The organism is Pseudochrobactrum albidum (assembly GCF_051851455.1).
In the GTDB taxonomy this organism is placed as follows: Bacteria; Pseudomonadota; Alphaproteobacteria; order Rhizobiales; family Rhizobiaceae; genus Pseudochrobactrum.
Window position 1 is genome coordinate 127479 of record NZ_JBPVTR010000018.1, and the last position, 24185, is coordinate 151663.

The window sequence follows — 24185 nt, forward strand, 5'->3', positions numbered from 1 at the left end:
ATCCCAGTTTTTGATAGAGTGCAAAAGCTGCTTCACATTTTTTTGGCTGAGGCAGGCATATGGGTCTTGGCCAGTTTTTTAAACTTCTTGATCACCATATCCCGTTTCAGCTTGGAAAGATGATCAATAAAAAGCACCCCGTCCAGATGATCAATTTCATGCTGCAGACAAGTTGCCATCAAGCCCTCAGCCTTTATTTCCTGCGGTTTGCCCTCAATATCCTGATAGGTCACGCGCACGCTCGCAGGGCGCTGCACTTCTGCATAATAATCAGGAATCGAAAGACAGCCTTCTTCATAAGTGTTCGGCGTATCTGATCGTTCAACAATCACCGGATTGATGAATATATGCGGCTCCGGCGTTTCACCCTCTTTTGCCAGATCAATCACCACCATGCGGATCGGCTCAGCCACCTGAATTGCAGCAAGCCCGATACCCGGCGCATCATACATTGTGGCAAACATATCATCGGCAAATTTATGCAAGTCAGCGTCAAAACGCTCAACCGGCTTGGAAATCTGGCGCAACACCGGATCAGGAAGAATAATAATCGGCTTGATGGTCATCACATTTGTCCGGAGCACTTTGCAATTGATTGGAATATCTGACACCGGCAGGGTCACCTGAAACATAAATAAACAGGCAGCGGCATCCGGTTTGAATAGCGACCGGTCTAATCATTCCGCACTGTCACGTCAATAAATTACATAATAGCAATGTATAATCGTTCACGTTTTATTCCTGTATTTACCACGAATCATGTAATCTTTATCTCATGGAAAACATCTCTGCTTCACAATTACCCGCCTCAATCAGCGCCTTATCCGGCCTTTCACCTGTCTTGCTGCTTAGTGCAGGCGGCATCCTATTGCTGGTTCTTCTTATTGGTTTGTGGGCAGGAAGGCGCAATAATCACGCCATATTGCAGGCACAGCTCCAATCGCAGGAGCGGGCGCGGGAAGCAGAAATACAGATGCAGTCATTGCTCAAAAGCCAGGCGGAAATGCAGGGGCGTATGCAGACAATGGCGGAGTTATTCGGCGCAAGGCAGGCAGAACTCAACAAATCCATCCGCGACCGGCTGGATGGCATGACCAGCCATCTTGGCCGCAGTATCAGCGAACAAACCCGCTCCACCCATGAAAACCTGACCAGATTGCAGGAGCGGCTGGCAGTGATTGATACTGCTCAGAATAATATCCAGTCACTTGCCGGACAGGTGGTGCAATTACAGGCCATTCTTACCAATAAACAGACGCGCGGCGCTTTCGGGCAATCGCGTATGGAGGCAATTATTGCTGACGGCCTGCCGATAGGCGCTTATGAGTTTCAGGCCACACTCTCCAATAATATGCGGCCGGATTGTCTGGTAAAAATGCCCAATGGCACTGCATCACTGGTGATTGATGCAAAATTTCCGCTGGAAAGCTGGCATGCATTAAAAGAAGCAAAAACACCGGAGGCCAAACGCCATTATGAGCAATTATTCCGCCGTGATATGGAAATGCATATTCGCGATATTGCCGCCAAATATCTTATCAGCGGAGAAACACAGGATACCGCTTTTCTGTTTGTACCTTCAGAATCAATTTTTGCGGAAATTCACGAGAATTTTGAAATCATCATCCAGCGCGCTCACCGCGCACGGGTGGTTATTGTCTCGCCCTCGCTGCTCATGCTCTCCATACAGGTTATTCAGTCTGTGCTCAAAGATGCACGTATGCGCGAACAGGCGCATCTGATACAGGGGGAAGTTGTACGCCTGATGGATGATGTGGCACGGCTTGATGAGCGTGTGCGCAAATTACAGAACCATTTCTCACAAGCCAGCCGTGATATTGACGATATTCTCATTTCAACTTCCAAACTCACGCGCCGCGGGGCAAAAATTGAAGCACTGGAACTGGGCGATCATCGGGAGAATGAAGAGAAGAAACCACAACAATTACGCCCGAACGGCGCATCGCAGCCACCGCGCTTGCTATAAATATCAGCGATCCGGAATCTTTGTCTCAAAGCAGAATTACAAGCCTTTGTGATTATGGCTTAAAAACCGGTTGCAGCATGGTTGAAAACTTAATTATATCAATAAAATTAACTATTTAGCTTTTACCTGATATAAAAATAAATTATAAAATCTGCTTTCTTCTGCAAATCCCGCTCTGATCCTTCACTATTATATCAAAAGAATAACACAGAATCTAAAACACAAATATTGCCCGCAAGCTTATGAAGGAGCACAGAAAAAGCCGGTTAGCTCAGGAAAGAGGCTTGTTTTAACCAGTTAAAATTTACAAGTTACAGTTTTTATATTGCGCATAAAGATCAGGGCATTTTCAACATTTTATCACCGAGCGGATACGGGCAACCAGCGCATCACTCTCAGGGAAGCTGTTTTCAGCCTTGCGATCCCAAACCACCGCATCATTCAAACGGATGATGAAATCACCATTACCACCCGGTATCAGTGCAATCTCGCCAATCTCATCACCAAAAACCTGCAGCAACTCCTGTGCGGCCCATGCGGCGCGCAACATCCAGTTACATTTGGTGCAATATTCAACGGTAATACGTGGCTTGGTTGTCATTGAATTTCAACTTTAAGCTTATTAACAATATCCGATGACAACAAGAAGTCGGTAGACATGCCAATTTGTTTTACATGTCCACCATTGATCTTGAACCGATTAGCAGTCGTATTTTCATTACCAAATCGTAGGCTTTCGCCTTTCAGAAAACGCACAACCGCTTCCAGAGGGTCATCTGTTTCATCACCATCTTCTTTTCTATTTGAGCCATCTGCAAGCAACTGATAGCGTAATTTCCCTGTATCCATATTCCTGATCAATTTTGGATACAATTGATCACCATTATCACTTATAATCCAGAATTCGCGATAATAAGGTTCTTTCATCACTCATCGCCCATTTTAAGCGCCTGAATGAAAGCTTCCTGCGGTATTTCCACCTTGCCGAACTGGCGCATACGTTTCTTGCCTTCCTTCTGTTTTTCCAGAAGCTTGCGCTTACGCGAAACGTCACCGCCATAACATTTTGCCGTCACATCTTTACGCAATGCAGAGATCGTCTCACGCGCAATAATACGCCCGCCAATTGCCGCCTGAATCGGAATTTTAAACATATGCTGCGGGATCAGGTCTTTCAGCTTTTCGCAAAGCACACGGCCACGTTTTTCAGCGGCAGAACGATGCACCAGCATGGAAAGCGCATCAACCGGCTCATCATTGACGAGGATCGACATTTTCACCAGATCACCGGCTTTATAATCCGACAAATTATAATCAAAAGATGCATAACCTTTGGAAATTGACTTCAGCCGATCATAAAAATCAAACACCACCTCATTGAGCGGTAATTCATATGTCACCATCGCGCGCGGGCCGACATAGGACAAATCAACCTGAATGCCGCGGCGCTCCTGACACAGTTTGAGGATTGAGCCCAGATATTCATCCGGCGTCATGATTGTCGCTTTAATCCACGGCTCCTCAATCGACTCAATCTTCACCACATCCGGCATATCTGCCGGATTGTGCAGCTCTTTCACCGAACCATCTGTCATATTCATACGATAAACAACGGAAGGTGCGGTGGCGATAAGATCAAGATCAAACTCACGGGCAAGGCGTTCCTGAATAATTTCAAGATGCAACAGCCCGAGAAAACCACAGCGGAACCCGAAGCCCAGCGCCGCCGATGTTTCCATTTCAAAAGAGAAGCTCGCATCATTAAGGCGCAATTTGCCCATTGCCGCACGCAGATCTTCAAAATCTGCCGCATCCACAGGAAACAGGCCGCAAAACACCACAGGCTGCGCCGGTTTGAAGCCCGGCAGCATATTTTCTGTCGGCCGTTTATCTTCGGTGATCGTATCCCCCACGCGCGTATCAGCCACTTCCTTGATTGAAGCGGTGATAAAGCCAAGTTCCCCCGGGCCCAGATCTTCCACAGCCACCATTTTCGGTGTGAACACGCCCACACGCTCCACCGGATATTTGGCGCCGGTTCCCATCATGCGAATGGTCTGGCCTTTTTTAAGCACGCCATCAATAATGCGCACCAGCACAATCACGCCAAGATAGGTATCATACCAGCTATCCACCAGCATGGCTTTAAGCGGGGCGTTACGGTCGCCTGCTTTTGGCGCCGGCAAACGCTCAACAATCGCCTCCAGAACATCGGGAATACCAAGGCCGCTTTTGGCAGAAATCTCCACAGCATCCGATGCATCAATACCGATCACATCCTCAACCTGTTCCTTCACCCGTTCAGGATCGGCAGCCGGCAAGTCAATTTTGTTAAGAACAACAACCAGTTCATGATTATTGTCGATTGCCTGATAAACATTGGCAAGCGTTTGTGCTTCCACGCCCTGGCTTGCATCCACAACCAGCAAAGAACCCTCACAGGCTGCCAGCGAGCGGGAAACCTCATAGGCAAAATCAACATGCCCCGGTGTGTCGATCAGGTTGAGAATATAGCTCTCCCCGTTTTTCGCACGGTAATTGAGGCGCACGGTCTGCGCCTTGATCGTGATGCCGCGCTCGCGCTCGATATCCATCGAGTCGAGCACCTGCTCTTTCATCTCACGATTCTCAAGGCCGCCGGTTGCCTGAATCAGACGGTCGGCAAGGGTCGACTTCCCATGATCAATATGGGCGACGATGGAAAAATTCCGGATATGGTCAAGTGGTGTGCTCATGCGCGCGATTTAGCAGCAGATTTGTGTAAAGGCAAAGGGGGTTTGTTGCAAAACAGGCCATAGCAGCTGTTTTCTTGCGTGATAAGGCAGAAAAACACCACATATTGCATTGTTTCCCCCGCCCTCCGGCCTGCGGTCTTGATTTTACCTGTTTTATATACAAATCAGGGAACAGGAATAATCATACAGACAAAGCCTGTGGCAATGGTTATTTTACCTTCAAACAGGCTTTCATTTGTATGGTGCATTATGTCCCCTTTGCTAAACTGTGAAAAACCAGTAAAGCGGGAGCCAAAAGCTGGCGGATTTACCCGTTATTGTTGATCAGGATTATAAATTTACCGCACTCTGCCACAATGCAAAGGCAGCCATTATGCCGTTATAAAAACCGGCGCAGGAGACAGGTCATGGACACGCAAACTCTCAATCACCGCATCACACCAAAACTGGTTACGGTTTTCGGCGGTTCAGGTTTTGTCGGCCGCCATGTGGTTGATGCATTGGCACGGCGCGGCTACCGTGTACGGGTTGCCGTGCGCAAGCCGGAAATCGCTTATTATATGCAGCCGCTCGGTAATGTTGGCCAGATCCAGCTGGTGCAGGCCAATATCCGCCACCGCTGGTCAGTGGAGCGCGCTGTTCAGGGCGCTGATTATGTGATTAATCTTGTCGGCATTCTCAAAACAGCCGGCAAACAGCATTTCAACACGGTGCATGTAACCGGTGCAAAACATGTGGCAGAAATTGCAGCCGCTGCCAATGTGCCGCTGGTGCATATGTCTGCCCTTGGCGCAGATCTGCAAAGCGCATCACAATATGCGCGCACCAAGGCCGAGGCCGAGCGTCAGGTTCTGGCCGCCAAACCCGATGCCGTTATTGTGCGCCCAAGCGTCATTTTCGGCCCTGAAGATCAGTTCTTCAACAAATTCGCCAATATGTCCCGCTTCTCGCCTTTCATGCCTTTGATTGGCGGCGGCAATACACAGTTCCAGCCGGTCTATGTCGGCGATGTGGCTGAGGTCATTGCCCGCGCGATTGAAGGCAAATTACAGGCCGGCCAAACCTATGAGCTGGGCGGCGCGGAAATCTTATCCTTGCGCCGCTGCATGGAAATTGCACTGGAAGTAAGCAATCGCAAACGTGCTTTCATCAGTTTGCCCTGGTGGCTTGCCGGCCTGCAGGGCAAAATCCTCGGGCTTCTGCCCAATGCGCCACTCACAGCCGATCAGGTTAAATTACTGAAAAGCGACAATATTGTTTCGCAGCAGGCAATTGATGCCGGACGCACATTGCAGGGGCTTGGCATCACACCGCAGGCTGTGGATGCAATCCTGCCTTCCTATCTGTGGCGCTTCCGCGTTCTTGGCCAATATGACAAGGCAAGCCTTGCCCGCTAAACCGGATTAAACAATAAAATAAAGGCTCCCGAAAGGAGCCTTTATTGTTTTTAGTCTTCGCTTTTTTCTAATAACTCAACCCCATACCAGCAAGGCCGCCAGCCCCGCACTGCCGATAATAAGCCGCCACCAGGCAAATAATGCAAAACCGTGGCGCGAGACATAATTGAGCAAATAGCGCACCACAATCACACCGGATATAAAGGCCGCAATAAAACCAATAGCAATCTGCGTCATATCATTGGCAGAAAGCGCTGCGTGATTCTTATAAAGATCATAGGCAAAGGCACCGGCCATTGTCGGCATGGCCAGAAAAAACGAAAATTCCGCAGCCGAGCGCTTATCTGAGCCCATCAGCAAAGCACCGACAATGGTGGAGCCGGAACGCGACACCCCGGGAATCATCGCCAAGCATTGCACAACACCGATCATAAAGCACATTTTCAACGGATATTGCGCAACATCAGTATAGCGGGCGCGCATTGGCATGCGATCAACCCATAGCAGGATAAAACCGCCAATGATCAGCATGGAACAAACCAGCATTGGCGTTTCAAACAAAACCTGCTTGATAAAACTATGTGCAAATGCGCCAATCACCGCGGCAGGTAAAAAAGCCAGCAAAATGCCAAAAATAAAGCGCCGCGCAGCCGCATCATGCGGCAAATCGGTGAACAATTTCCACAACCGTCCGGCATAAACACTGAGAATCGCCAGAATAGCCCCCAATTGGATCAGCACTTCAAAAGTGCGCCCGGTTGATTCGAACCCCAGAAAATGCCCCGCAAGCAACAGGTGTCCTGTTGACGATACCGGAAGAAACTCGGTCATACCTTCCAGAAGCCCCAGTATCGCAGCCTCAAAAATTGCCCATGCATCCATATTGCCGAATATCCCTATCTGCCTCTGGCTGAAAATAATCTCTGAAATTTCCGCAACTTCCCCGATACGTCAGCGGAGAACAGCAATCATCAGGCCGGAAAATAATTAAAAACAACAATGCTGCCTTAAATTTAGCCCGATAAAATGTTTCTATGCCGAAATCATCACATAAATATGTAGCCCAAGCGTCCTAACCAATTATTTATAGGAAAGGCGTATAATAGGACAAAATGCTCCACTGCTGCATTTTATGTTATTCCCGGTCTGTATTTGCAGCCTTCTATAACCGGTTTTATATAGTTCCGGCCGGTTGTGGCGCAATGCAAAACCTGACAAGTTCTTCAGTCTGATGGCCGCCTAACGGCATCAGCCTTTTATGTGAAAGTATTGTTGCAACACATGCTCACGCTGTTTCACCATCCCATGTCCACCGCCTCGCGCTATGTTCGTCTCATTCTTAATGAATATGATGTGGAAGCGGAATTGATAGAGGAACGGCCATGGTCGCGCAGAAAGGAGTTTCTGGCGCTCAATCCGGCCGGAACCCTGCCGGTTCTGCTGGCGGAAAATGACCTGCCGGTTGTCGGCGCAACCGTGATTGCTGAATATATGGATGAAACCCGCGGCGCGTTGAAACGCAACCGCCGTCTCCTGCCTGAAACACCAATGGAGCGCGCTGAAGTGCGCCGCCTTGTGGACTGGTTTCTGATCAAATTTGAAAATGAAGTAACCCGCCACCTTGCCCGCGAGCGGGTTTTCAAATTGCAAATGTCGCAGGAAACCGGCTCTTCCGCACCCGATTCCACAGCAATCCGTGCTGCCCGCTCCAATATCCGCCAGCATCTGCGTTATACAGACTGGCTGGCCGCCACGCGCAACTGGCTGGCGGGTGATGCGCCAAGCTATGCCGATATGGCAGCCGCGGCCGGAATTTCCATCCTTGATTATCTGGGTGAGATCGAATGGGCTGAACATCGCGCCACCCGTGAATGGTATGCCCGGATGAAATCCCGGCCATCATTCCGCCCGCTTCTGGCAGACCGTGTACGCGGTATTTTTCCGGCATCTCATTATGGCGACCTCGACTTCTGAGCATATGCCCAAAAAACCCTTGCCTAAGAGCAACGAGCCTATGGCCGTCCGCCTGAAACGCTACCTTGAAGAAGAAGCGGCAGCGGTTGGCTTTGATGTGATGGCCGTCACCACGCCCGATGCCATTCCTGAAGCGCCGCAACGGCTGTGCTACTTCCTTGATCAAGGCTATCACGGCACCATGCAATGGCTGGAGGAGACGGCAGAGCGCCGCTCCGATCCCTCTGTCTTATGGCATGAGGTGCGCTCCGTCATCATGCTCGCAATGAATTACGGCCCCGATCACGACCCCCGCACCTTGCAGGAGAAAAAGGATTGCGGGGCAATCTCGGTCTATGCGCAAAACCGCGATTATCATGATATCATCAAAGGCAAGCTCAAACATATGGCAAGCCGTTTTGCTGCACGCACCGGCCATGAGGTTAAGGTTTTTGTTGATACCGCACCGGTGATGGAAAAGCCGCTGGCCGTTGCAGCGGGCATGGGCTGGCAGGGCAAACATACCAATATGGTCAGCCGTGATTATGGCTCATGGCTGTTTCTCGGCTCAATCTTCACCACGGCAGAACTGGAGCCGGATAAGGCAGGCAAGGATAATTGCGGCACATGCCGCGCCTGTATGGATGCCTGCCCGACAAATGCCTTTCCGGCACCTTATCAGATTGATGCACGGCGCTGTATCTCCTATCTCACCATCGAGAATAAAGACCCTATCCCGCAGGAATTCCGCCCCATGATGGGCAATCGCATTTATGGCTGTGATGATTGTCTTTCCGCCTGCCCGTGGAACAAGTTTGCCAAAGTCTCGCGCGAGGCCAGATTACAGGCGCGCGAAGAGCTGAAAGAACCCGCACTCGGCGATTTGCTGCAACTGGATGATCAGGCTTTCCGCTCGCTTTTCAGCGGCTCGCCGGTCAAGCGCATCGGGCGGGATCGCTTTATCCGCAACGTGCTTATTGCAGCAGGCAATTCCGGCAATCCTGCCTATCTTGGCATAATAGAAACCTTGCTTGACGACCCTGCCCCTGTCACCCGCGGCGCAGCTGTATGGGCATTATCCCGCCTTGCATCACAGGCAGATTTTACCCGCCTTAAAAACCATCACCTTCCCCTTGAGCACGATGCCACGGTGATTGAAGAATGGCTGCTCGCCCCCGCTTCCTGTGAGAGAGATGAATAATGCGTATTTTCCTGTTTGGTGCCGGCTATAGCGCATATTATTTTGTGCAGGCTCTGCGGCGCAATCCTGCAGCCCGGATCAGTTCTGTCGCCGGCACTTTCCGCCGCGCTGATCAGGCAAAATCCTTGCGCAGCACGGGTATCAATCCGGTCTTTTTTGATTCAGAACAGGGATTTGACGCACAGTTGCGCGATGAATTGAAACAGGCAACCCATATTGTTTCTACTATCGCGCCCTTAACCGGCATGGCAGAAAATGCTGACCCCGTGCTGCGGCTGATGCCGGAGGGGCTGCAACATTATGCGCCCCATGCCCGTTTTATCAGCTATTTATCAACTCTTGGCGTTTATGGCGATTATCAGGGGGCGTGGGTGCATGAAAATTCAGCGCTTAAACCGCTCTCGCGCCGGTCATCCGCCCGCATTATTGCTGAAAATGAATGGCGCGCACAGGCAACAAACACAGCCATTGCCTGTGCTGTTTTACGGGTTGCCGGTATTTATGGCCCGGGTTTTCAGGGGCAGGCGCGCAATGCGCTGGCCAGCCTGCGGCAAGGCCGTGCTCATCGCCTGATTAAAAAAGATCATGTGTTCAACCGTATCCATGTGGAGGATATTGGCGGCGCATTAGCGCATCTTGCGATCAACCAGCTTGGCGGCACCTATAATCTGGCTGATGATGAACCCGCGCCAGCCCATGAGGTTGTTGCCTATGCCGCCCAATTGCTTGGCATTGCTCCCCCGCCTGCCATTGATTATGAACAGGCAGACTTATCGCCCATGGCGCGTTCATTTTATCAGGAATGCAAACGCGCTTCGAATGCGGCACTCAAGGCAACCGGTTACCAATTGCGCTATCCCGATTATCGCACTGGGCTTGAAAACCTTCTAAAAGAGCAGAAATTCCTCTAAAAACAGCACATATTGTGCTATTTTTACGCTTGCCAGCCGGCGCGGCACAGTTGATGCTGTGTGATTATCTTATATGAGCGGAAACCAGCTTTCATGATGTTTCGTCCTATCTTGCGTCAATTATCAGCTCTGGCTTTGCATCTGAGCCTCAGTGCGGTGCTTTTTAGCGGCGCATTGACTGCCGCTCAGGCCGATATGCCGGCAAAACAGGCTTTCGGCACAGTTAAGCTGCCATCACGCACACAACCGCAATCCTATGGATTCTATTCCAAGGGCTGTATTGCCGGCGCGGTGGCTCTTCCGGTTGACGGACCGCATTGGCAGGTAATGCGCCTGTCCAGAAACCGCAACTGGGGGCATCCGGCCATGATTGCGCTTTTGGAAAAACTATCCCGCGATGCATCGAAAACCGGCTGGCCGGGTCTTTTGGTCGGCGATATTTCCCAACCGCGCGGCGGCCCGATGCTCACCGGCCATGCCTCCCATCAGGTCGGGCTTGATGCAGATATCTGGCTCACCCCCATGCCCGCCAATCACCGTTTTACCAATCAGGAACGTGAAGAAGTAAGCGCGGTTTCCATGCTCAAGCCAAATTCGCTTTATGTGGATCCCGATAAATGGACACCTTCACGCACAGCATTGTTAAAACACGCGGCCGGCTACCCCGAGGTAGAGCGCATATTTGTGCATCCCGGTATTAAAAAACAGCTTTGTGATACTGTAAAGGGCGACCGTAGCTGGCTAGCAAAAGTGCGCCCGTATTGGGGGCATTTTTATCATTTCCATGTGCGGATTCGCTGTCAGGCAGGCTCGCCCGATTGCAAACCGCAAGAGCCTGTCGGCAAAGATGACGGCTGCGGCAAAGCCCTTGATTGGTGGTTTACTGATGAACCATGGAAACCGGCAAAACCTGGCAAAAAGCCAAAACCGCCTAAAATTATGATGGTTTCAGACCTGCCATCTGCCTGTGCGGCTTTGCTGAACGCACCATCACCGGTATCAGTAAAAGATGTGACCTATGGCCTGCAGAATAAGACACATGATGCCCCATCAGCGGCACCCTCTTCAGCCTTTGCCGAACCGGCAATGCCAAGCCCTGTGCCGCTGCCTGCACAAAGGCCATAACCCCTTAACAAACCTGTATGAAATATAAAAATTTATGGCCATTTTTGCGCATCATAAGAATGCACTTTTCTTCGGTGAAGGTCTCGGCTATAGATTTAAAACGATTTAGAGCGCTCCCTGTTACAGTTAGGACAAGGGGTGCTCAGGGGCGTCTGCCGCATTTTTTATAGAATCGGAACCGCCCTGCAACATAGGCGCAGGCTAAGACACTCCTGAAATAATTGTCTGTTATGGTCTGCGCATTGTCATGGAGGTCAAATTGATCCGGCCTGACTGTGAAATGCTCTAGAAACGGGAAATGATATTACCCATGCCTCAGATTGATCCTAATTTTGTTTTTCCCGTATTAATCGGCGATATCGGCGGCACCAATGCACGTTTTGCAATTCTGGTGGATTCTTATGCGGAACCAAAAGAATTTCCGGTTTTGCTCACACAGGATTTTGATACGATTGAAGATGCCATCCAGTCGGTTGTACTGGATCACACCTCTATTTTGCCGCGCTCGGCCGTTATTGCCGTTGCAGGCCCTGTTGAGGGCGATGAAATTCCTCTGACCAATTGCAAATGGGTGGTCAGGCCGCGTGAGATGATGGAGCGGTTCAACTTGTCAGACATTACTGTGCTCAATGATTTTGAAGCACAGGCTCTGGCTGTTGTATCACTTGATGACAAGCATCTGGAAAATATTGGCGGAGAGGCTGCCCATCCCAATGGCAAACGCGTTGTTCTGGGGCCGGGCACCGGCCTTGGCGTTGCCGGCTTGATCCGCTCGCGCCAAACATGGGTGCCCGTGCCGGGTGAAGGCGGCCATGTGGATTTTGGCCCCCGCTCACAGCGTGATTGCCAGATTTTTCCGTTTATTGAGAAGATTGACGGCCGGATTTCAGCCGAACAATTGCTGTGCGGGCGCGGTTTGCAGCATATTTATCAGGCTGTTTGCCTTGCTGACGGCATAACCCCCTGCCTCAATTCACCGGCAGAGATTACCGATGCCGCACTGGATAAAAGCAACCCGCAGGCAGTGGAAACACTGGAGCTTTTTGTTATTTATTTAGGGCGCTTTGCCGGCGATCTGGCGTTATTTTTTATGGCACAGGGCGGTGTTTATCTGTCTGGCGGCATACCGCAGCGCATTATTCCGGCCTTGCGCAATGGCAGTTTCCGCGCGGCTTTTGAGGACAAAGCCCCCCATCAGCATATTCTTAAATCCATACCTGTGCATGTTATTGTGCATCCGCTGGCGGCAATTGCAGGGCTCTCTGCCTATGCGCGCACCCCTGCCCGCTTTGATATTCATACAGATGGCCGCCGCTGGCGCTAAATGATATATACTGGCATCTTGTTGCCGCAATCGAGTGAATTTGACCATGCTCTTAAGGCAAAGAGCATGGTCAAATGCTTTATGGCGCTTTATAGAAAAGAAATGACAGCACGGCCATTCCGGCCAAAGTGCCCTGAAACCAGTTGCAGGATTAGCCCTGACCGTGAACCTATTTAAAAAGAAAAAGAGCATTGATCCGGCAGAAACCACACAGATGATCCGTCGTGTGCTGTCTGAGAATTTTTCCAATCACAAATTCGCTTATGCCAAAGCCATTGCCGGCTCACTGATGATCTCCGGCGCCACGGTTTTTGTCGGCTATATTATGCGCGATGTCATTAATGACATTTTCTACAGGCAGCGCGCCGATCTTATCGGAATTATCGCAGGTTCTGTTCTGCTTGCCTTTATTCTGCGCGGGCTTGGCAGCTATATTCAGGCCGTACAACTGGCAAAAATCGGCAATAATCTGGCAGCAATTTATCAGAAACGTATATTTGCACATCTGATGAAACTGGGGCTGAATTTTTACAATAATAACCGCTCCGGCCATCTGGCTGCACAAATCAACCAGAATATTGGCGGAATGCGCGACTTGATGAATATGACAGTCACATCACTTGCGCGCGATGCTGTGATGCTGATCGGCCTCGTTTGTATCATGGTCTATCAGGAGCCCTATCTGTCGCTCTACACATTGCTGATTGCCCCGCCGCTGATTCTCACTGTCACTTATGTGTCGCGCCGTATCCGCACTGTCACCCGCGAGGTTGTGCATCTGAATTCGCATCTTCTGGGTGCCATGCAGGAGACCACACAAGGCATCACCATCGTCAAGGCCTTTACGATGGAAGAGCAGTTGCAAAATAAGATTTATGACCTGATAGAACGGGCTGAAGACCGCTCCAATAAGATTGCCAGTGTTTCAGAGCGTGTAACACCAATCTCGGAAATCCTCGCCGGTATCGCCATCGCCGCGGTTATTGCCTATGCCGGTTACCGCGCTATTGCTGAACAACAGCCGCCAGGCAGCATGTTTGCCTTTATCACTTCAATGATGCTGGCCTATGATCCGGCGCGCCGTCTTGCCCGCCTGCAGGTCAGCCTGGAACGTGCACTTGTCAATGCGCGGATGATTTATGAAATTCTCGATCTTAAACCCGCACAGACAGACCGGCCGGATGCAGTGCCCCTTACGGTCAAGGACGGCACCGTGCGCTTTGAGGATGTGCGCTTTGCCTATCACACCAAAGACAGCCCGGATTATCAGCAGGTTCTCAATGGTATCAGCTTTATTGCCAAAGCCGGAGAAACAACGGCAATTGTTGGCGCATCGGGCGCCGGCAAATCCACACTGATCACGCTGATCCAGCGTTTTTATGATGTAAACAGCGGCAATATCCTGATTGATGATCAGGATATTGCCGGTGTTACCGTCAGTTCCTTGCGCCACTCTATCGCCTATGTTTCACAACAGCCTTATCTTTTTGAAGGCTCCATTGCCGATAATATCCGCTATGGCCGTCCGGATGCCACACAGGAAGAAATCATAGAGGCGGCAAAACTTGCCAATGCCCATGAATTTATCATCCGTCAGCCACAGGGTTATGACAGCCCCGTGGGTGAGAATGGCATCACGCTTTCCGGTGGTCAGCGTCAGCGCCTGTCCATTGCCCGCGCTATTGTGCGCAAGGCTCCGGTGCTGTTGCTGGATGAAGCCACATCAGCCCTTGATAATGAATCGGAAAAACGGGTTCAGCAGGCATTGGAAGCCATTATGAAAGACCGCACCACCATTGTGATTGCTCACCGTCTTTCAACGGTTGTAAATGCCAATAAGATTATTGTTATGGAAGCCGGTAATATTGTTGAACAAGGCCGTCATAATGATCTTATTGCCATTGAAAATGGTGTTTATGCCCGCTTTTATCAGCTCCAGTCTGCACCTGAAGATGAAACTCTGATCGGATAAATCATGACTATTGCACACACTGCTCCTGACCCGGCATCCCCCATGCATCTTGTTGTTACCGGTGCCGGCGGGCGCATGGGCAAGGCGCTTATCCGCGCTGTCAGTGAAAATCCGCATACAATACTCTCCGGCGCAATTGTGCGTGAAGGTTCGCCGCTGATCGGACAGGATGCAGGTGAAATTGCAGGCATCGGCAAAAATGGCGTGATTATTTCCGCCGATCCGCTGCCGGTTTTTGCTCAGGCACAGGGGGTGCTGGATTTTACCACACCCCAAGCCACACAGACATATGCAGCCTTTGCCGCACAGGCACGCATTGTACATGTAATCGGCACGACCGGATGCAGCGAGGCAGATGAAGAAAAAATCCGCGCTGCCGCCCGCCATGCCACAATTATTAAATCCGGCAATATGGGGCTTGGTATTAATCTTCTTGCAGCCCTTGTGGAACAGGCAGCCCATGTGCTGAAACCCTCTGCCTTTGATATAGAAATTGTTGAAATGCACCACAAACACAAGGTTGACGCCCCCTCCGGCACGGCCTTGCTTTTAGGCGAAGCCGCGGCCAAAGGGCGCGGTATCAGCCTCAAGGATCACAGCCAGCGCGGCCGTGACGGCCATACCGGCCCCCGTGAAGAAGGCACTATAGGATTTGCCTCTTTGCGTGGCGGTGCGGTTATTGGTGAACATTCAGTGATTTTTGCCGGTGCAACAGAACGTATCACCCTTTCCCATCAGGCACAGGACAGATCCGTTTTTGCGGAAGGGGCTGTTACTGCAGCCTTATGGGGCTTTGGTCGTAAGCCCGGCCTCTATTCCATGCGTGATGTTCTTGATATTTAAACATAGTTTGCATTTTTGAGGTAAATCACGCAAAAGCCGCGCTATTATTGAAAATCTTCTGTCTCTTTGCTTAAAGGTCAGGATTGCAAAAGCGGTTTTACAACAACACTCTTTTAACCGGAGATAACCTTATGTCCCGCACGCTTGTTCTTGTTCGCCACGGTCAAAGTGAATGGAACCTGAAAAACCTGTTTACCGGCTGGCGCGATCCATCCCTGACAGAGCAAGGGCATGCGGAGGCAAAAGCCGCAGGCCAACGCCTGAAAGAAGCCGGGTTGCAATTTGATATTGCCTATACATCAGATCTGTCACGTGCACAGCTGACCTGTCAGCATATTCTTGACCAGCTTGGACAATCCGACCTGCCAACAGTGCGCAATATTGCGCTTAATGAACGCGATTACGGCGCCCTGTCCGGTTTGAACAAGGATGATGCCCGCGCCAAATGGGGGGAAGAACAGGTGCATATCTGGCGCCGCTCCTATGATGTGCCGCCTCCGGGCGGTGAGAGCCTGCGCGATACCGGCGCCCGTGTCTGGCCTTATTATCTCCATACCATTCAACCACATGTTCTGCGCGGAGAAAAAGTGCTGGTTGCCGCACATGGCAATTCTCTGCGCGCCCTGATCATGGCCTTGGAAGGTTTAAGCAGCGAAGAGATCATCGCACAGGAACTGAACACCGGCGTGCCGATTATTTATGAGCTGAATGCAGACAGCACAATTGCTTCAAAAAAAGTGCTGACGGCATAATTTCAAATATCCAATATCTGCATATCAAAGCCGGAGCTGCAAAACAGTCCGGCTTTTTCTTTGTCTGATACGATAAACAACACAGGTGTAAGGCGTTGAAATAATTTTATTTTCCATCCGGAGAGCAAAAAACGAAAAAACGTCAAAAAAATACAAATTTCCTGTAATTTTCGTGGAAATACCGTTGACATGAATCACTCTGGCCTTTAAACGGTCACTCAACGCCCAGATGGCGGAATTGGTAGACGCACCAGCTTCAGGTGCTGGCGCTCGCAAGGGCGTGGAGGTTCGAGTCCTCTTCTGGGCACCAAACATTTTCTAAGCTACTACCAAGGCTTAGCAATTCGTAAAATCAATAGGTTAGTGCTGCGCTTAGTACAAAACTCTGGTACAAAGGCAGCAGCATTATGAGTTTTATAGTGCGCAATCTTTCCCGAATAAGCGACCGCTGGAAATACCGCAAAGTGATTCCTGTGAAGCTACGGCCATATATTGACGGAAACCTGACCGAGTTCGTGCGCTGGTTAGGCAGCGACGATCAGGGAAGCCCTGCCCTCATGGGGAAATACGCCAAGGCCGCAAAAGAGTGTGAAAGCCTGATTGAGCTTGCCAAGAAGCGCTCAACAGGTAAATTCGACTCACTCACACCAGAGGGCGAGATAAATATCCCCAGTTTGCGCAGATCGTTGGACGTTCTTGCCTGACCATAAGCGGGAAATTCAAGGACAAAATCCTGAACCGTTTGTTAGGTTGCATTATCGACACGGTTTGCAAGATTGGGCTTACATCTTGTGCGTTCGATCAATGCCGCAAACCACCTTCTTCAACGGCGGCTTTATAACCATAAAAGGTATCGCGCGACACTCCCATCACCTGACAGGCTTTTAAAAGACTACCAAGTTCTTGTACCGGATTTAGCAGGCCTGTTTTGTGTTTGATAATCTTATCGGTAGACTGCAACACTGTGGTTATCGGTTTTGAGGTTGGGTTTGCACCACCATCAAAACTGAACCGCACCGGGTTTGCCGGAGGCCGTTTGGTTTAAGTTATGCGCCCATGGCTGGCTTGTCCAGCACGGCGTAGTATTGGAGGGTCGATTGCAGGTGTTGTTAGCGCTACGGCTGTTGCTATAGCCGGACAAGCTTTTCAAGAAACTATGGGGGACTACCTTGGTATGGGACACGCTTCGTCATGCAGATTTCCTTTCAACTCATGAAAACCTCTCCACTTTTACGAAGAAAGTCCATCTTGCACCAGATACGTACTTTAAACGCGTCCCGAACATCGCCTATAATCTAGGGCATAAATCTTTGACATTACTTGCAAGGGGAACTCATTATTAGATTCCTCTGTAAAGCATGTAGCCGGCAACAACGAAGATAAGTATTGCGAAAAATATGTTCAGCGAGCCTTTACGTGTTGCAAGTTTACGTGCTGCAAAGCCACCAGCCAGCCCACCGATTACACCTCCCGCGATGAATACGCTGGCCAACGCCCAATCTACTAATCCCGAAATAGCGTAATTCATTGCTGTTGTCAGCCCGAAGGCGGTAACTGATACAAGGGATGACCCGACTGCGAACAATATTGGCATGCCGGTCGAAACGATCAGTCCCGGTACGATAAGAAAGCCACCACCAATGCCGAAAAAACCAGAGAAGACGCCGGTTAAACCACCATAGGTTAAAACTTTAGGAGCATTGGTACGTGAACATTGTGCCTTGTCATCGCCTACGGTGCGGCGCTCTTTGAACATGAGTATACCGATTACGAACATCAGCAAGGCAAACAGAACAAGGAGCTTTTGTCCATCCACCATTTTGCCGATTGTTGAGCCAACAAATGCGCCACCAATTCCAGCGAAACTATAGATGGAAGCACAACGCCATTTAACATTACCAAAACGCGCATGCCCGATAAGGCTGGTAAAGGCATTTGCAGCAACAGCCAATGCGCTTGTACCTATTGCTAAATGCGGGTTCGGTACACCAACAAGATACACCATTAATGGTACGGCAAGTATGGAGCCTCCACCTCCGAATAGGCCGAGCGTGAAACCAACAAGGCTGCCCGAAAACGCCCCCAGCACATATTGAATGGGTTCAAGATACATATTTATTACCTTGTGACAGTTTATCACTAACCGCGTGGCTCCATCACGCTGCTATCCGTACCTTAATGCACGCAGGTGTGGGATCTCCCTAAGCCCCCGATAATAAACTGCATTAAGAGCTTTTACAGGTCGATTTTTCACAGCGAAATTTCAATATTCTTACTATCATTATTCTTTGTTAAAGTGCATTAATGGGTATTTTTAGATATTGAATACCATTTTCTTCCGCTGGAGGAAGCTGACCGGCACGCATGTTGACTTGAACCGATGGCAAAATCAGTTTCGGCATGGAAAGGGTGGCGTCACGTTCGGTTCGCATCTTGTAAAAATCGTCCTCACTGACGCCATCCCTAATATGAATATTGTCTGTTCGTTCCGCTTGAACAGTCGTCTCCCATGCATAATAATCGCGTCCAGTGGCTTTATAATCATGACAAAGGAACATGCGGGCTTCATCAGGCAGTTTTAACAGGCGTTGGATAGAGCGATAGAGCTGCCGAGCATCACCACCAGGAAAGTCACAGCGCGCTGTTCCATAATCAGGCATAAACAGCGTATCGCCTGGAAAAACCGTATCACCTATTATATAGGCCAGACAGGCGGGTGTATGTCCAGGAACGTGGAGCACGGTAGCTTCCAAATTACCAATCTTAAATCGATCGCCGTCACTGAACAACTGATCGAATTGACTTCCGTCTCTTTGGAACTCTGTACCCGCATTGAAAATCTTGCCAAATACTTTTTGGATACGGATGATTTCTCGCCCGATAGCGAGTTGGCCACCCAGTTCATTCTGTAAAAATGGCGCGGCGGATAGATGATCAGCGTGAGCATGAGTTTCAAGAAGCCACTGCACTTCCAGATTTTCAGATTTTATGTAATCGATTAATGCCAAGGCCGATGCATTTGTAGTCCGCCCAGACGCCGGATCGTAGTCCAGAACACTATCAATGATAGCGCAAGCGTTAGACAGAGGGTCGCGGACAATATGACTGATCGTATAGGTTTGATCATCAAAAAAAGACTTAACTACCGGTCTCTTATCTGGAAAACCACGTGCGCTTTCGATGATCGCGCGCGCATGTTCAAGCGGTAAATCTTTAACGGAGGTGTTCATGGTAAAGGTTCTCCAAAGTCGTTTTCTTTAAAATATATATTTACATTAAATGTACAAGTGTGTATTTAAAAATTTACAAATGAATTATGGACTGCGCTTCCGCATACCGGTGGCCGCAATCAGGATTTGATCGGAATGGAAACGAATAATCCCTCAACTACGCTCCATCTAAACGACGTGGCGCCAGACTTTTCTGCTCGATCTACATCCGGATTCATCACGCTGTCGGGATACCGTGGACGATGGCTGGTCTTCTTTGCGAATCCCGCAAATTTTACTCCCGTGTGTACCAGTGAAATCATTGCTTTCGCCCGCGCAAATGCAGAATTTAAAAAGCTCAATTGTGCTTTATTAGGTCTCTCAATAGACAGCCTTTACTCCCACATCGCCTGGTTGTGTGATATTGAAAAACGGTTTGGAGTGAAGGTGAATTTTCCTCTGGTAGAAGACAGTGCGATGGTGATTGCGCGAGCTTACGGCATGATCGACGATTCATCGGAAAGCAGTGCATCTGTTCGGGCGATTTACGTGATTGACCCAGAAGGTATCATTCGTTCTATCGTCTACTATCCGATTAGTGTTGGTTGTTCGGTTGCCGAATTGCTGCGACTCGTAGCAGCTCTTCAGACTGCGGATCGAGAAAATGCAACAACCCCTGAGGGATGGTTACCCGGCGATCCGTTAATCGAACCGGCACCAATCACGTTTGAAAGCTCTGACGAGGAAAATGGTAATGAAGCATGGTATTTTAGGGAGATGTGCATATGACCATCTCTCCGACCGTTTCAATAGAGACAATGATTGCCAAGGCTCCAGAAGCCGCAGATTTTATGCGACAATTCAGCAATGCAAATCGTCTTATGCTATTATGCCAAATAGCCCGTCAGGAATCCTCTGTCAGTGATATTCAAGAGGCACTTGGCATAAAGCAGCCAGCATTATCCCAGCAACTGGCTGAACTGAGACAAGCAGGATTGGTCAAGACGAGGCGCGAATCTAGGCTTATTTATTACTCGATTGCGGACGGCAGGGCAGAAGCAGTCATGCAATTATTGTTGGAACTGTTTTGTGGCGTAAAGCCGGCAGCAGTTATACAAAAAGTGGCATCAAAAAAAGCAGCAATATCTAGGCAAGGTGACGTAGCATTTTTCGCGCGAATGGCGCCCGACAGATAGTTTAGGTGAATTTATCATTGAAGTATCGGGGGATGAAAATAACAAGCAATCATCCTTGGTATCACAACGGATATCAACAATGCCGTACCAGCTTCGCAATATTGGCAAGGTACTTCAGACGAACGAGGTAAACAATGCGTAAACTTCAGTATGTAACGGGAGTTATTATGGGCACGCTCATGTCTTTCGTTATGTCAGCATTCATAACCGCAATCAACGTGGGAATTAATGAAGGTTTTGTGCGGCAATGGCTCTTGGCCTGGATGCTCGCATGGCTCGTTGCCGTTCCTGCTGCGGTCATCCTTGCCCCCATAGCACGCAGGACAGCAGAGTGTCTGCTGGGGCAATCGTCAATACATTAAACTCTATTTCGTCCATCAACTGGCTAGGGAGGCTGCAATGATAAATATAGGGTCTGTAGACAGAGTTATCCGCATCATTTTAGGTATCGTGCTGATCACGCTGCCGCTGTTGACAACAATTCTGGAAGGATGGGGCAATTGGAAATACCTCAGCCTGATCGTTGGCGCTGTCATGATTGGGACGGCGTTGTTCCGCTTTTGTCCGGCCTATAAACTTTTTGGCATCCGTACGTGTTCAATTCGAAAAAAGTAAAACTAGAGCAATGATCTGTACCTGAATATATACAAAATTTGGTTTATCTCGAATCGTCACCGATGAGACCAAATTGTATTAATTTGAAAGAGAATCTTCGGTTCTGTTGCACAGTTTTTGCATTTGACTAATTTTGATCCTATATACCCGCTGTTCAAATCATAATAAAGTGGCGAACAGCGGGCAGTATGTAGAATAGTTATTGTACAGCTATGTCAAATCGTTGGGCGACAGCTTCCCAGTTGACGAGGCCTTCAAGGAAGGCATCTACATATTTGGGTCTCATGTTGCGATAATCGATATAGTAAGAATGCTCCCAAACGTCGCAGGTTAATAGCGCTGTATGGCCATCTGTCAGTGGTGTGCCGGCATTGCTGGTCTTAGTGATCGCTAGTTTTTCACCGTCGAACACCAGCCAGGCCCAACCACTACCAAACTGTGCTATGCAGGCCGCCTTGAATTCCTGCCTGAAGTGATCCACCGACCCAAAATCTGCGATAAGCTGCTTCTCCAGCGCGCCGGGAATACTTCCTCCGCCACCCTTCTTCATGCCAAGCCAGAAATGGCTGTGGTTCCAGTGCTGGCCTGCCTGATTGAACAGAACCCGGTCTTCGGACTTGTCAAACGATTGACGGATGATGTCTTCAAGAGACATGCCATTGTAAGGCTCCTTCGTCACCAGTTCGTTAAGCTTATCCACATAGGCCTTGTGGTGTTTGCCATAATGAAATTCTAGTGTTTCAGCCGACATGTAAGGCGCAAGTGCATCCATGGTATAAGGAAGTTCGGGAAGTTCAAACATTTTATTCTTCTTTCTTTCAGGTAATTTCAGAACAGGGTGACACTGCAATGAGCACAATTATCATTTGCCTGCGCTGCATGTTCAGCAACCTGATACACGGTATACACGGCGTGATGCACTTTGCTGATAATGGCACCGATCCTATCGCTGCTGGCGCCGTGCTTGTGCAGATGCTGAATGAGCGTGGCAAGTGCGTGCCTGAGATGTTGCGCACAAACAATTCGCAAATCCAACAATGTGGTAGGACAGCGCGCCGCTTCAAGGAGGCGATCACAAGCCATCTGATAGTAAACCTCGGCCTTTGCAACATCGCCTGACTTTTCGAACAACTCCGCCAGATTGTGACAGGAAATGTTGAAAATGATTGGTAGAGGCACACTGCCACTATTACTATCGGCAGCATCAAACAGGCGTTCGGCCTCTGCTAACGCATCCGTATAGGCGGCCAGTGCAAGGGGAATATCCCCTTGTGCGTAGGCTTGGTTCCCCTGTTCAATGAACCTCTTCCAGTGATCATCACCGCTGGATAAAGCAGTGTGCGGGAGGGAAGCGGAGGATGTTTTCGAAACCTCGCCAACACCAGTCGATAGATCAGAAATGGCCATATTATCCTCCGGTTAGGTTATCATGAGAACGTCATCACCCTTTTGCCAGTTGCAGGGGCACAGTTCGTTCATCTGCAAACCATCAAGAACACGTAAAACCTCATTTGGATTGCGACCGACGCTGAGATCGTTCACCGAAACGAAACGGATCATACCTTGCGGGTCGATGATATAGGTAGCACGCAGGCAAACACCTTCCTGCGGATGAAGAATGCCCAGTGCGCTGCTTAAATCACGTTTGATATCCGCCAACATCGGGAACGGCAGCTCTCTGAGATCCGGGTGATGCTGACGCCAGGCCAGATGGACATATTCACTGTCTGTCGAGATGCCGTAGATAACGGCATCGCGCTCTGCGAAATCATCGTTCAGCCGGCCAAAAGCCGCTATCTCCGTGGGGCATACGAATGTAAAATCCTTCGGCCAGAAGAAGAATATTTTCCATTTCCCGGTATCGCTTTCATGAGTGACGCGACTGAAAGCGCTTGCCGCATCGTTCGAAGTGACGGCCTGAAGATCAAATTCAGGGAAGGTTGTGCCGATAGTCAGCATGCGTTTTTTCCTTTGTGGGCTGTACGGACTACAATGCGTAACTAATCGCCCCATCCTGAAAGGCGACTGCAAGTTTACACGATGATCAGTTAAGCGTGCCTGCCTCTTTTAGAGCATGGACATTGTCTCAGCAGCTTTGACACGGAAACCACATCAACCTTAGTGATCTCGTATCCGGAAAGCGGTACAAGAATGTCAGCGATAGTAATTCTGTTCTCCGACACGTCGAGGATACGATTTTCTGCTTCGACATAAGAATAATGATAATGACCAATGAAGGTATCAAAATAGGTGCCGCACCATAAGATGGAAACTCGCCTGAGTAAGCCGATTTACTGATGCAGCGAAGCGTGTTGTAAAGACAGTAAAAAGATCCTGGCGCACTTGCACGCGCAAGCTCATAGTACAGCCCCTCTGCGGTGATATGTTGCGCCTTTACCCAAAATAAGTCCAATCAAAGCCAATCTCTGACGGGCAAAGATTCCACTTGTTTGTTGTGCCAATACCACCACCTCCTTTTCGCTCCTAACCGAAGTAGTTGCAATTCATTCTCAATTGCAGAATAGCTGTAAAAGCATATCCGTCAAGTCTTTTTTGCTAATGCCTTGCAATTGCAAATATTGCGCAACATGCGCATATTTCATAATCAAAACTCAATCATTAGAAGAGAATTCGTATGTTCGATAATTATGGGCGCTCAATCCTTGCCGATATGACAGGCAGTGCAAAAGTTAAAGCAATTACTTCTTTTATCGTGATTGCCGAAACAGCTGTAACTACTCCTTAAAATAATACAGATGGATCGTAGAGTTTCTTTTAAACTAAAACAAAGGAGTTTTACGATGAGCAAACGCATAACAGAAAGCTAGGCTCAGGACCTATTAAATTGGTTGCATGACGAGTGGTGAGTTGATTCAATGGCGACGTCAGGAGGCGTTGCTATGAGTGATTTGTTTTGGTTGTCGCCGGCGCAGATGCGGCGGATTGAGCCATATTTTCCACTGTC

General features: G+C 49.3%; 25 protein-coding genes, 1 tRNA gene and 1 pseudogene. 16 read left to right on the forward strand and 11 right to left on the reverse strand.

Going from position 1 to position 24185, the window contains the following annotated elements:
* Window positions 1–32: 32 nt before the first annotated feature.
* Window positions 33–566 carry a peptide deformylase gene (def, locus tag ACSTTO_RS03485; RefSeq protein ID WP_439271744.1) on the reverse strand — a complete coding sequence of 178 codons (534 nt, stop codon included), beginning with the start codon at window positions 564–566 and terminating at the stop codon, window positions 33–35.
* A gap of 209 nt (window positions 567–775) precedes the next feature.
* On the opposite strand from def, the gene ACSTTO_RS03490 reads away from it, so the two are divergent.
* Window positions 776–1987: a DNA recombination protein RmuC gene (locus ACSTTO_RS03490; RefSeq protein WP_439271745.1), complete on the forward strand. Its 1212-nt coding sequence runs from the start codon at window positions 776–778 to the stop codon at window positions 1985–1987.
* Between the two features lie 349 nt (window positions 1988–2336).
* Here ACSTTO_RS03490 and ACSTTO_RS03495 read toward each other — a convergent pair whose 3' ends face one another.
* From ACSTTO_RS03495 to lepA, 3 genes are read right to left on the reverse strand one after another with little or no spacing between them, the layout of a single operon-like run.
* Window positions 2337–2588, reverse strand: a complete 252-nt coding sequence (locus ACSTTO_RS03495; RefSeq protein ID WP_439271746.1) for an Rdx family protein — start codon at window positions 2586–2588, stop codon at window positions 2337–2339.
* The gene (locus ACSTTO_RS03500; RefSeq protein ID WP_439271747.1) at window positions 2585–2914 is read right to left on the reverse strand and encodes a hypothetical protein; all 330 of its coding nucleotides are present in this window, start codon (window positions 2912–2914) and stop codon (window positions 2585–2587) included. The genes ACSTTO_RS03495 and ACSTTO_RS03500 overlap by 4 nt, the downstream gene beginning before the upstream one ends.
* Window positions 2914–4722, reverse strand: coding sequence for a translation elongation factor 4 (gene lepA / locus ACSTTO_RS03505; RefSeq protein WP_439271748.1), 1809 nt, complete (start codon window positions 4720–4722; stop codon window positions 2914–2916). Before lepA ends, ACSTTO_RS03500 begins: the two co-directional genes overlap by 1 nt.
* 407 nt (window positions 4723–5129) lie before the next feature.
* Between lepA and ACSTTO_RS03510 the strand changes: the two genes are divergently transcribed.
* The gene (locus ACSTTO_RS03510) at window positions 5130–6119 is read left to right on the forward strand and encodes a complex I NDUFA9 subunit family protein (protein ID WP_439271749.1); all 990 of its coding nucleotides are present in this window, start codon (window positions 5130–5132) and stop codon (window positions 6117–6119) included.
* Between the two features lie 75 nt (window positions 6120–6194).
* Here the strand turns inward: ACSTTO_RS03510 and ACSTTO_RS03515 are convergent, their stop codons facing one another.
* Window positions 6195–7001, reverse strand: coding sequence for an undecaprenyl-diphosphate phosphatase (locus tag ACSTTO_RS03515; protein WP_439271750.1), 807 nt, complete (start codon window positions 6999–7001; stop codon window positions 6195–6197).
* A 399-nt stretch (window positions 7002–7400) separates the two neighbouring features.
* On the opposite strand from ACSTTO_RS03515, the gene ACSTTO_RS03520 reads away from it, so the two are divergent.
* From ACSTTO_RS03520 to ACSTTO_RS03565, 10 genes are all read left to right on the forward strand, one after another.
* On the forward strand, window positions 7401–8093 hold the full coding sequence (locus ACSTTO_RS03520) for a glutathione S-transferase family protein (RefSeq protein WP_439271778.1): 693 nt from the start codon (window positions 7401–7403) through the stop codon (window positions 8091–8093).
* Window positions 8074–9273, forward strand: a complete 1200-nt coding sequence (gene queG / locus ACSTTO_RS03525; RefSeq protein ID WP_439271751.1) for a tRNA epoxyqueuosine(34) reductase QueG — start codon at window positions 8074–8076, stop codon at window positions 9271–9273. Before ACSTTO_RS03520 ends, queG begins: the two co-directional genes overlap by 20 nt.
* On the forward strand, window positions 9273–10184 hold the full coding sequence (locus ACSTTO_RS03530) for a Rossmann-fold NAD(P)-binding domain-containing protein (RefSeq protein WP_439271752.1): 912 nt from the start codon (window positions 9273–9275) through the stop codon (window positions 10182–10184). The genes queG and ACSTTO_RS03530 overlap by 1 nt, the downstream gene beginning before the upstream one ends.
* A 93-nt stretch (window positions 10185–10277) precedes the next feature.
* Window positions 10278–11309: a penicillin-insensitive murein endopeptidase gene (gene mepA, locus ACSTTO_RS03535; protein ID WP_439271753.1), complete on the forward strand. Its 1032-nt coding sequence runs from the start codon at window positions 10278–10280 to the stop codon at window positions 11307–11309.
* Between the two features lie 310 nt (window positions 11310–11619).
* Window positions 11620–12633, forward strand: a complete 1014-nt coding sequence (locus tag ACSTTO_RS03540) for a glucokinase (protein ID WP_439271754.1) — start codon at window positions 11620–11622, stop codon at window positions 12631–12633.
* A 163-nt stretch (window positions 12634–12796) separates the two neighbouring features.
* Complete coding sequence (locus ACSTTO_RS03545; protein WP_439271755.1) at window positions 12797–14605, forward strand: ABC transporter ATP-binding protein; 1809 nt, start codon at window positions 12797–12799, stop codon at window positions 14603–14605.
* 3 nt (window positions 14606–14608) lie between these two features.
* Window positions 14609–15448: a 4-hydroxy-tetrahydrodipicolinate reductase gene (gene dapB, locus ACSTTO_RS03550; RefSeq protein ID WP_439271756.1), complete on the forward strand. Its 840-nt coding sequence runs from the start codon at window positions 14609–14611 to the stop codon at window positions 15446–15448.
* A gap of 131 nt (window positions 15449–15579) precedes the next feature.
* A complete protein-coding gene (locus tag ACSTTO_RS03555; protein ID WP_439271757.1) occupies window positions 15580–16200 on the forward strand; it encodes a 2,3-bisphosphoglycerate-dependent phosphoglycerate mutase in 621 nt (206 codons plus the stop codon).
* 223 nt (window positions 16201–16423) lie between these two features.
* Window positions 16424–16510, forward strand: a tRNA-Leu gene (locus ACSTTO_RS03560).
* Window positions 16511–16607: 97 nt separating this feature from the next.
* Window positions 16608–16904, forward strand: coding sequence for a hypothetical protein (locus ACSTTO_RS03565; RefSeq protein WP_439271780.1), 297 nt, complete (start codon window positions 16608–16610; stop codon window positions 16902–16904).
* On the opposite strand, the pseudogene ACSTTO_RS03570 reads toward ACSTTO_RS03565, so the two are convergent.
* The 3 genes and pseudogenes from ACSTTO_RS03570 to ACSTTO_RS03580 form a co-directional block, all read right to left on the reverse strand.
* A pseudogene (locus ACSTTO_RS03570) lies at window positions 16844–17163 on the reverse strand (helix-turn-helix domain-containing protein); the annotation flags it as partial. The gene ACSTTO_RS03565 and the pseudogene ACSTTO_RS03570 sit on opposite strands and share 61 nt — an antisense overlap.
* A gap of 376 nt (window positions 17164–17539) precedes the next feature.
* Window positions 17540–18313: a sulfite exporter TauE/SafE family protein gene (locus ACSTTO_RS03575; protein WP_439271758.1), complete on the reverse strand. Its 774-nt coding sequence runs from the start codon at window positions 18311–18313 to the stop codon at window positions 17540–17542.
* Window positions 18314–18491: 178 nt separating this feature from the next.
* Complete coding sequence (locus ACSTTO_RS03580; protein ID WP_439271759.1) at window positions 18492–19430, reverse strand: MBL fold metallo-hydrolase; 939 nt, start codon at window positions 19428–19430, stop codon at window positions 18492–18494.
* Between the two features lie 135 nt (window positions 19431–19565).
* On the opposite strand from ACSTTO_RS03580, the gene ACSTTO_RS03585 reads away from it, so the two are divergent.
* The 4 genes from ACSTTO_RS03585 to ACSTTO_RS03600 all read left to right on the forward strand — a co-directional run bounded on the left by ACSTTO_RS03585 (window position 19566) and on the right by ACSTTO_RS03600 (window position 21220).
* Window positions 19566–20198 carry a peroxiredoxin gene (locus tag ACSTTO_RS03585; protein ID WP_439271760.1) on the forward strand — a complete coding sequence of 211 codons (633 nt, stop codon included), beginning with the start codon at window positions 19566–19568 and terminating at the stop codon, window positions 20196–20198.
* Window positions 20195–20605, forward strand: a complete 411-nt coding sequence (locus ACSTTO_RS03590; protein ID WP_439271761.1) for an ArsR/SmtB family transcription factor — start codon at window positions 20195–20197, stop codon at window positions 20603–20605. The genes ACSTTO_RS03585 and ACSTTO_RS03590 overlap by 4 nt, the downstream gene beginning before the upstream one ends.
* Before the next feature lie 134 nt (window positions 20606–20739).
* On the forward strand, window positions 20740–20967 hold the full coding sequence (locus ACSTTO_RS03595) for a DUF2798 domain-containing protein (RefSeq protein WP_500690825.1): 228 nt from the start codon (window positions 20740–20742) through the stop codon (window positions 20965–20967).
* 37 nt (window positions 20968–21004) lie between these two features.
* On the forward strand, window positions 21005–21220 hold the full coding sequence (locus tag ACSTTO_RS03600) for a YgaP family membrane protein (protein WP_439271762.1): 216 nt from the start codon (window positions 21005–21007) through the stop codon (window positions 21218–21220).
* Between the two features lie 199 nt (window positions 21221–21419).
* Here the strand turns inward: ACSTTO_RS03600 and ACSTTO_RS03605 are convergent, their stop codons facing one another.
* The 3 genes from ACSTTO_RS03605 to ACSTTO_RS03615 are packed head-to-tail and all read right to left on the reverse strand — an operon-like array spanning window position 21420 to window position 23179.
* Window positions 21420–22022 (reverse strand): superoxide dismutase, encoded by a 603-nt coding sequence (locus ACSTTO_RS03605; RefSeq protein ID WP_439271763.1) that lies wholly within the window; start codon window positions 22020–22022, stop codon window positions 21420–21422.
* 26 nt (window positions 22023–22048) lie between these two features.
* Complete coding sequence (locus ACSTTO_RS03610; protein WP_439271764.1) at window positions 22049–22627, reverse strand: DUF2753 family protein; 579 nt, start codon at window positions 22625–22627, stop codon at window positions 22049–22051.
* 12 nt (window positions 22628–22639) lie between these two features.
* Window positions 22640–23179, reverse strand: a complete 540-nt coding sequence (locus tag ACSTTO_RS03615; RefSeq protein ID WP_439271765.1) for a peroxiredoxin — start codon at window positions 23177–23179, stop codon at window positions 22640–22642.
* Between the last annotated feature and the right edge of the window lie 1006 nt (window positions 23180–24185).